This is a genomic window from Elstera litoralis (assembly GCF_000963705.1).
Lineage (GTDB): Bacteria > Pseudomonadota > Alphaproteobacteria > Elsterales > Elsteraceae > Elstera > Elstera litoralis.
Map to the genome: position 1 here is coordinate 1 of NZ_LAJY01000736.1, position 942 is coordinate 942.

A 942-nucleotide genomic window follows, 5' to 3' on the forward strand; every position below is an offset into this window, starting at 1 on the left:
GAATATCGCCCGCTTTCACTTCGGCCCCGATGTAGACGATCCCAGCTTCGTCGAGGTTCTTCAGCGCTTCTTCACCGACGTTGGGGATATCACGGGTGATATCTTCCTGGCCGAGCTTGGTATCGCGCGCCATCACTTCGAACTCTTCGATGTGGATCGACGTAAACACGTCTTCCGACACGATGCGCTCGGAGATCAGGATCGAATCTTCGAAGTTGTAACCATTCCAGGGCATGAACGCGACGAGCACGTTGCGGCCCAGCGCCAGTTCGCCCAGTTCGGTCGAAGGACCATCGGCGATGATATCGCCCGCGTCGACAATATCACCCACCTTCACCAGCGGACGCTGATTGATGCAGGTATTCTGGTTGGAGCGCTGGAACTTCAGCAGATTATAAATATCCACCGCCGACGACGAGGCGTCGGTCGCATCCGTCACCCGGATCACGATACGGGTGGCGTCGATCTGATCGACGATCCCGCCGCGTTTTGCCGAAATCGCCACGCCCGAATCGCGCGCCACGGTCGCTTCCATGCCGGTGCCGACCAGCGGCGCTTCCGCCCGGATCAGCGGTACGGCCTGACGTTGCATGTTCGAGCCCATGAGGGCACGGTTCGCATCGTCGTTTTCCAGGAAGGGGATGAGCGCCGCTGCAACCGAAACCAACTGCTTCGGCGACACGTCGATCAAATCGATATCGATCGGACGGGCAACGATATATTCGCCGCCCTGACGGCTCGGTACCAACTCGCTGACGAAACGCATGTCGGAATCGAGTTCCGCATTCGCCTCAGCAATCGTGTAGCGCCCTTCTTCCATCGCGGACAAATAGATGACATCGCTGGAAACGATCCCGTCCTTGACCTTGCGGTAGGGGCTTTCGATAAAGCCGTATTGATTGACCCGCGCGTAAGTGGCGAGCGAGTTGATAAGACCGATAT

General features: G+C 58.0%; 1 pseudogene. It reads right to left on the bottom strand.

Going from position 1 to position 942, the window contains the following annotated elements:
- A pseudogene (locus VZ95_RS19440) lies at positions 1-942 on the bottom strand (DNA-directed RNA polymerase subunit beta); the annotation flags it as partial.